At 63.6% G+C, this 7,175-nt stretch carries 8 protein-coding genes; 5 read left to right on the top strand and 3 right to left on the bottom strand.

The genetic code is table 11. The features are described 5' to 3' along the window. Positions 1–91: 91 nt before the first annotated feature. The 3 genes from kce to NMG80_RS10530 are packed head-to-tail and all read right to left on the bottom strand — an operon-like array spanning position 92 to position 4,045. On the bottom strand, positions 92–1,021 hold the full coding sequence (kce, locus tag NMG80_RS10540; RefSeq protein ID WP_254018029.1) for a 3,5-dioxohexanoate:acetyl-CoA acetone transferase: 930 nt from the start codon (positions 1,019–1,021) through the stop codon (positions 92–94). A gap of 2 nt (positions 1,022–1,023) precedes the next feature. Next, positions 1,024–2,403, bottom strand: coding sequence for an aminotransferase family protein (locus NMG80_RS10535; RefSeq protein WP_254018028.1), 1,380 nt, complete (start codon positions 2,401–2,403; stop codon positions 1,024–1,026). Between the two features lies 1 nt (position 2,404). After that, complete coding sequence (locus tag NMG80_RS10530) at positions 2,405–4,045, bottom strand: N,N-dimethylformamidase beta subunit family domain-containing protein (RefSeq protein ID WP_254018027.1); 1,641 nt, start codon at positions 4,043–4,045, stop codon at positions 2,405–2,407. A gap of 156 nt (positions 4,046–4,201) precedes the next feature. Here NMG80_RS10530 and NMG80_RS10525 point away from each other — a divergent pair, with 156 nt between their 5' ends. The 5 genes from NMG80_RS10525 to NMG80_RS10505 all read left to right on the top strand — a co-directional run bounded on the left by NMG80_RS10525 (position 4,202) and on the right by NMG80_RS10505 (position 7,065). Continuing rightward, on the top strand, positions 4,202–4,450 hold the full coding sequence (locus NMG80_RS10525; RefSeq protein ID WP_077371468.1) for a ParB N-terminal domain-containing protein: 249 nt from the start codon (positions 4,202–4,204) through the stop codon (positions 4,448–4,450). A 131-nt stretch (positions 4,451–4,581) separates the two neighbouring features. After that, the gene (locus tag NMG80_RS10520) at positions 4,582–5,067 is read left to right on the top strand and encodes an SRPBCC family protein (RefSeq protein WP_254018026.1); all 486 of its coding nucleotides are present in this window, start codon (positions 4,582–4,584) and stop codon (positions 5,065–5,067) included. A gap of 26 nt (positions 5,068–5,093) precedes the next feature. Then, positions 5,094–6,050: an alpha/beta fold hydrolase gene (locus tag NMG80_RS10515; protein ID WP_254018025.1), complete on the top strand. Its 957-nt coding sequence runs from the start codon at positions 5,094–5,096 to the stop codon at positions 6,048–6,050. A gap of 216 nt (positions 6,051–6,266) precedes the next feature. Beyond that, positions 6,267–6,680, top strand: a complete 414-nt coding sequence (locus NMG80_RS10510; protein ID WP_254018024.1) for a GFA family protein — start codon at positions 6,267–6,269, stop codon at positions 6,678–6,680. 151 nt (positions 6,681–6,831) lie between these two features. Next, positions 6,832–7,065 carry a hypothetical protein gene (locus tag NMG80_RS10505; RefSeq protein WP_254018023.1) on the top strand — a complete coding sequence of 78 codons (234 nt, stop codon included), beginning with the start codon at positions 6,832–6,834 and terminating at the stop codon, positions 7,063–7,065. Positions 7,066–7,175: the final 110 nt, after the last annotated feature.

The following is a 7,175-nucleotide window of genomic DNA, read 5'->3' as shown; positions in this document are numbered from 1 at the left end:
CGGGGCGGCATCTGATCTCCCCCTTTGAGGGGGAGATGTCCGGCAGGACAGAGGGGGGTGGGACGGAAAGCAAGCATCTCAAATCATCATCTCAGAACGCTACCCGATCGCCGCCCTTGAGCGCCAGCATCTCGCGCGCCTCACTGGGCGTGGCGACGTCCAGCGACAGCCCGTCGAGCACGCTGCGGATGCGGCGCACCTGGTCGGCATTGGATTTGGCCAGCTGGCGGCCGTCGTAAAGGCTGTCTTCCAGCCCGACGCGGACATTGCCGCCCATGGCCGCCGCAATCGAGATCATCGGCATTTGGTGGCGCCCGGCGGCCAGCACCGAAAACTGGTAGCTGTCGCCGAACAGTTTGTCGGCGATGCGCTTCATATGGACCAGATTGTCGGGATCGGCACCGATACCCCCGAGAATGCCGAACACGAACTGGATGAACAGAGGTCCAGACACCAGACCTCGATCGCGAAAATGCGCCAGTGAGTAGAGGTGGCCGACATCGTAGCATTCAAATTCGAAGCGTGTGCCGCAGCCCTTTCCAAGTCTTTCGAGCACGGTCTCCATGTCGGCAAAGGTGTTCTTGAAGATCGTGTCGCGGGTTGCTTCCAGCAGCTTCGGCTCCCACTCGTGCTGCCACTCTCTCGGCCGGTCGAGCATCGGGAACAGCGCGAAGTTCATCGAGCCCATGTTGAGCGAGCACATTTCGGGCTCGGCCCTGAGCGGTGCGGCCAGCCGCTGGTCGAGCGTCATCAGCGAGGAGCCGCCGGTTGTGATGTTGATCACCGCTGATGTCGCCTGCTTGATGCGCGGCAGGAACTGCATGAACACATCGGGATCGGCGGTCGGCCGCCCATCCCGGGGATCGCGGGCGTGAAGATGCAGGATCGAGGCGCCGGCTTCGGCGGCCGCGATCGCGTCTGCGGCGATCTGGTCCGGCGTCACGGGCAGATGCGGCGACATCGACGGCGTGTGCACCGACCCGGTTACGGCGCAGGTGATGATGACTTTTCGCGGCGCCATTTTCAGCCTTCGACCGGCAGGTCGAGCTCGCCGGCCAGCACCTGCAGCGAGTCGCCGATGATGGCGACGATCTCGCCGACCTGTTCCTTGGTGACGATCATCGGCGGCGCCACCATGAAGTTGTCGCCGTCGACGCCACCCTTGACCTTTCGCCCATAGATGATCAGGCCGCGCTCATAGGCGAGGTCGAGCAAGCGCTGGGTGGCTTTCTTCGCCGGCGCGATAGGCCTCAGCGTTTCGAGATCGGCGACCATCTCGGCACCGAGGAGCAGGCCCTTGCCGCGCACGTCGGCGATAAACGGAAACCGCTTGGCCAAGCCCTTCAACTCGGCCATCAAAAGATCGCCCATGTCAGCCGCATTGGCGACGAGGCCGAGACGATCCATTTCGCCAAGCACGGCGAGCCCGGCGGCGCAGGCGAGCGGATTGCCGGCATAGGTATGGCCATGCTGGAAGCCGCCGGAGGCGAGCAACGGCTGCACCAGCCGCAGTGGTGCCGCCAGCGCGCCGAGCGGCGCATAGCCCGAGCCCAGTCCCTTCGACAGCGCGACAATGTCGGGCTTGCAGTCAAAATGGTCGCCGCCGAGGAATTTGCCGGTGCGGCCTGCACCACTCATCACTTCGTCGTGGATGAGCAGGATGCCGTAGCGGTCGCAGATTTCGCGGATGCGCGGATAATAGCTGTCCGGCGCCACCAGCGCCGCGGTGGCAGCGCCGCCGACCGGCTCCATGATGAAGGCGAGCACGCTTTCCGGTCCCTCGGCGAGGATTTTCTCCTCCACCATGTCGGCGTAGCGGATGCCGCGCTGTTCCATCGAGAAATTATCGCGGTCGCGCCAGGCGGCCGGCGCCGGCACCGTCGGCATGACCTGCATCATCGGCGCAAAAGTTTCGGCCAGCGCATCGTCGCCGGTGACGGACAGCGAACCAAGCGTGCCGCCATGATAGGAGGGAAAGCGGGTGATCACCTTCCAGCGGCTGGGCTGGCCTGTCGCCACTGCCCACTGCCGGGCAAGCTTGATGCAGGATTCCGTCGCTTCCGAACCGCCCGAGACAAAGAAGATCCGGTCCATGCCTTCGGGGAGTTTGGCGGCCAGTTCCCGTGCCAGGTCCTCGGCCGGCTCGTTCTCGAAATGCAGCCGGTAGGCGAAGGTGGCGCGGTCCATCTGCTGCTTCATCGCATCGAGCACGTTGCGGTTGGAATGACCGATATTGGCCACCATCGGTCCGCTCGACCCGTCGATGAAGCGGCGGCCGTCCTGCGTCCAGATGTAGATGCCTTCGGCGCGGTCGACAAGCGGCCGGCGCAGGCTGGACAGATAGAACAGATTCGACGGCAGGCGCGTCTCGGTGTCCGGGGCAGGGGTCTGGGACTTCAGCATGTCAGGACTTTCCGAGATAGCGGTCGAGAACATTTTTGGCGACGCGCTCGACCATTGCGTCCTGCCTTAGCAGGCCGGCGACCCATTCGCAGCTTCCGGCGTGGAACACCTCGCCCTTGCCGCGCGGGAAATTGACGATCATGCCGTTGCCGCGCTTGACCTTGTCGAGATTGGCTTCGCTCGCCTCGCCAAACAGCGTTTCGGCGGTGAAGCGTCCGTCCTCGTCGCCGAGGAACTGGTCTTCGAACGCGATATCGGCGCTCTCCTCGACTTGGGCAGCCATGCCGACGGCGAGAATTTGCAGCCCATCCGGTGCGCCGCTGTCGGGCGTCGGGTAGGGCAGTCCGCCGCGGATCTCGTGGTCGAGCCCGTCGACCTCATAGCCATAGACATGGCTGTCGGCGCCGAGCAGGTCGCCGTAATAGATGCCTGTGCCGGCGAACGCCCAATGGTCGGGCCGGTAGACCGGAAAGCCGCGCACGCCGCGCGGCGCGCAGCCGCCCCAGCCGGCGTAGAGACCTTTGGTCGCATTGAGCCCGAAGGTCGTCGCACCCGGCCGGCCGATTTCCGGTGCTTCCCAGGAGTTGGTGGCGCGGGTCACGTCGCCGCCCCGATAGACCGGATCCTCGGCTCGGGCACGGTATTTGTAGCAGACCTGCCGGCGGCCCTCGTCCTCCAGCCTGGTCTGCCACATGAAATTGCCGGCGAAGCGTGCCGCGTGGCCGCCGCACTCGATATAGGCGTCGACCGCGTCGCGCATCTCCCAGGTCCAATATTCGTCATGGCCAACGAAGACGACGCAGTCATAGCCGTCGAGGATTTCGGGCGAGAAATGTAATTCGTGCTGGCTGGCGAGGTCGACGGCATAGCCGGCGCGCTCGGCAAAACGAAAGAAGTGGCTGTCATAGCTTGCCCAGCCGGACGAGGCATATTTCTTCGAATGGCCGGTGGCGAAGGCCCATTCCATATGTGGATAGCGCGGCACGGTCTTCGGCGGCACGGCGACCTCGAGCGGCACGCGCGGCGCCTCCTTCGGCAGAACAACAAAGCCGCGGCACCATGGCCGCTGCGTCGACACCATTGGGGCATACTGGTCGCGGTTCGGGCCGGTGATGCCTTCGTAGTGGTTGGAGCCGCCCCAGGTGTTGTAGGCAAGCCAGGTGCCGCTGGCTGCAACCTGCAGTACACGACCGCGTTTCTTGCCGGGCTGGGGGCTAACGATGAAAAGATGATGGCAGCGGATCGGCTTGCCGTCGCGGCCATCCGCCGTCAGCGTGACGCGGTAGGCCCCGGACGGCCAGTCGTCGCCGACGCGGAATTCAAACGACGCGTCCCAGCCGCAGCCCACGACCGAACATTGGTCGGGTGTATGCTGCCAGCGTGCCGCGATCCCAGCCTTCTCGAACAGCTGCGTCTCGGCGCCGCCGTCGCGGACGATCGACATGCTGAAGCTGGAGGCTGTCGAGCTGACATGCAGCACCACCGTCTCGCCCCGACGGTATGAGAAACGGTTGCTGTAGCACCAGATCTCGCCGCATTTGCCGTCCATGCCCGGCCATTCCCAGTAGTGGCCGCGCACCGCTTGCCGGCGCTGGTGGGGCGTCAGTCCGAAATCGGGGAATTCGGTCGGCAAGTCAGTCATGAATACCGGCATGATCGAAGATCGCCATTTCGGCCATCTGCTCGGCAAGCGTCAATCGGAAACGATCAGGCCAGCGATAGCTGACGGCCGGCCTTGGCCTTGCCTGTCAAACCGACTATCTCACAAAAGGCGGCCTTTTCCGCCACGGGAGCCGACATGCTGAGAGTGCAAAAGGTCAGGGTGGACGACATCTACGTGCCGACCGCGCGCAGGAAGACGCTGCATCCCGAGACCGTCCGGCATCTGGCCGAGGACATTCTGGAAAACGGCATGAAGACGCCGATCCAGGTGCGCCACGACGGCAAGCGCCATATCCTGGTTGAAGGCCTGCACCGGCTGGAAGCGGCGAAGTGGCTCGGCGAGACCGAGATCGACGCCTATCTGGTGCAAGCCAAGCGGCACTAAGCTCGGCATCCGCCGGAATCGGCCAGGCGAAATTTTTCGCGAGACCGTGTCGGGCTGCGCGTTGCCCGCTCGTCCTTGAGACGGAACCGGCATTCAAGCCAACTCTTTAGCAAGCAAGTGAGGAGACCGTCATGACCACCAAGCTCGATATCGCCCCCAGCTCGGACCGCGAACTGGTTCTTGCCCGCATCATCGATGCGCCGCGCGAGAACGTCTATCGCTGCTGGACCGAGCCGAAGCTCGTGATGCAATGGTTCGCGCCAAAGCCTTGGACGACGCCGCGCGCTGAAATGGACGTGCGCACCGGCGGCTCCAGCCTGGTCGTCATGGCCGGACCCGACGGCAACGAATTCCCGAACCCCGGCATCTTCCTCGAAGTCGTGCCGGGCAGGAAGATCGTTCTCACCGACGCCTATACAAAGGCCTGGGAGCCCTCCGAAAAGCCGTTCATGACGGTCGTACTGACCTTCGAGGATGAGGGCGAGGGCAAGACCCGCTACATCGCCCGGGTTGCGCATTGGTCGGTCACTGACCGCGAACAGCACGAGAAGATGGGCTTTCACGAGGGCTGGGGCCAGTGCGCCGACCAGCTCGAAGATGTCGCCAAGCGGCTTTGATATCGGCGGGACGCAAGGAGACCGACATGTCCAGATCGATGATTTTCGCCGTTTTCGCCTCGGCCGCAGCGCTCTTCGCCGCGCCGGGGGCCACCAAAGCCGAGGAGGCAAAGCCCGCCATGACCTCCGAAACGAAAGCAATGCCGAAGCCGGCGAAATCCGGCCTGCTGCCGATCAACGGCCTGAATTACTATTACGCCGTCTTTGGTCGGGGCGAGCCGCTGCTTCTGCTGCATGGTGGGCTCGGCACCACAGACATGTTCGCGCCGATCCTGCCGAAGCTTGCCGAGAACCGCACCGTCATCGGCGTCGACCTGCACGGTCACGGCCGCACCGCGCTCGGCGACCGGGCGTTGAGCCTGGAGGCGATGGGCGACGACATGGCGGCGATCGTCAAGGCGCTCGGCTACGACAAAGTCGACGTCATGGGTTATTCGCTGGGCGGCGGCGTCGCCTTCCGCATGGCCGTCCAGCATCCCGAGACAGTGGGCCGGCTGGTGCTGGTCTCGACCGGCTATGCCTCGGACGGCTTCTATACCGACATGCGCACTCAGCAGGCGCAGGTCGGCGCGGCGATGGCCGACATGATGAAGGACACGCCGATGTACAAATCCTACGTGGCGGTCGCGCCGCGCCCGCAGGATTTTCCGAAATTGCTCGATCAGCTCGGCGCCTACATGCGCAAGGATTATGATTACTCCGCCGACGTGCCGAAGCTGAAGATGCCTGTCATGCTAGTGTTCGGCGACAGCGACATGTATCGGCCCGAGCATGAGATCAAGTTCTATCAGATGCTCGGCGGCGGGTTGAAGGACGCCGGCTGGATGCGCGAGAACCTGGCGCAGAACCGCTTGGCCATCCTGCCGAACCGCACCCACTACGACGTGTTTTTCGCGCCGGAACTGACAGCAGTCACGCTGCCCTTCCTCAATGGCGAGACCAAGGTCAAGACCTGGGACGAGGTCATCAGCGAAACGGAATAACCACCTGACAACGGCCTGTCCGGCCCATATCCCGCGAGATGGCCGGACAGGCTTATTCTCTGAAGCCGGCTATAAGCCTTGGTAATCCCGGCACACGTCGTTGGGCCAATGGCATTTCCGCAACACAGCCATAGATGGCCCTATCAAGGCTTTTCAATTGACGCTCCTATCCCGGCAGCTACCTTGCCGACAATCTTCAGAAAGAGGGCTCAGGCAATGGCGAAATATCAGGGTGGCTGCCTGTGCGGGGCGGTGCGCTACCGCACTGAGGCCGCGCCGATCAACGAGCGCGTCTGCCATTGCCGGCTTTGCCAGAAGGCGCTGGGCGCTGCCTTCAACGCCCGCGTGCTGTTCCGTATCGACGATGTGACCATCGACGGGCCGGTGGCGACGGTGAATTCCTCGCCCGATCTCAAGCGCGGCTTCTGCCCGAGCTGCGGCACGACGATGTTTTCCCGGCGCGACTCCGCCGGCATCATCGGCGTCACCTCCGGCTCGCTTGACGATCCTTCCGTGTTCAAGCCACAGATGCATATGTGGACCGCCTCGAAGCAGCCCTGGGTACAGCTCGACGACGGACTGCCGCAATATGAAGGCGCCCCACCCCGAATTGAAGCACGGGCGAACTGAAGCACAGGCGAACCGAAGCACAGGCGAACTCAGGCACAAGGCGCGCCTAATTTTTTTCATCCGGGACACGAGATAGCCGGCAAAGCGTCATTGGCGAGCCATCATTGCCGCCTATCTATTACGTGCGGGTCGGCGGTCGAGGAGGCGACGGATGAACGACAGAATCAACACCCTGGATGAGCTTTTGAGCGATCCGATGGTGAAGCTCGTGATGGAGCGTGACCGCGTTCAGCCGGCCGAGCTTCGCTCGCTGCTTGAAGAAAAGGTTCGCCGGGATGATGATGCGCGGGTCAATCCCGTCACCGATCGCCCCGGCGCGGACCGCTCCATCCCGCCCGCTCATATGGTAGCCGAGAGCTGCCACAAGCTGTGGTTGTGCGGCTAGGCAGCGGGCCTGCAGGTGTCGGCGATCCTTCGTGCCCTCTCTGCGGCGTTTCCAGGCTCTCACCGCTACGGTGATAAGCGAGCCTGCCATGTATTCTGCTTGCCCAGCCC

This window comes from Mesorhizobium escarrei (assembly GCF_935825525.1).
Lineage (GTDB): Bacteria > Pseudomonadota > Alphaproteobacteria > Rhizobiales > Rhizobiaceae > Mesorhizobium > Mesorhizobium escarrei.
This window is presented reverse-complemented; position numbering and strand designations above follow the sequence as displayed.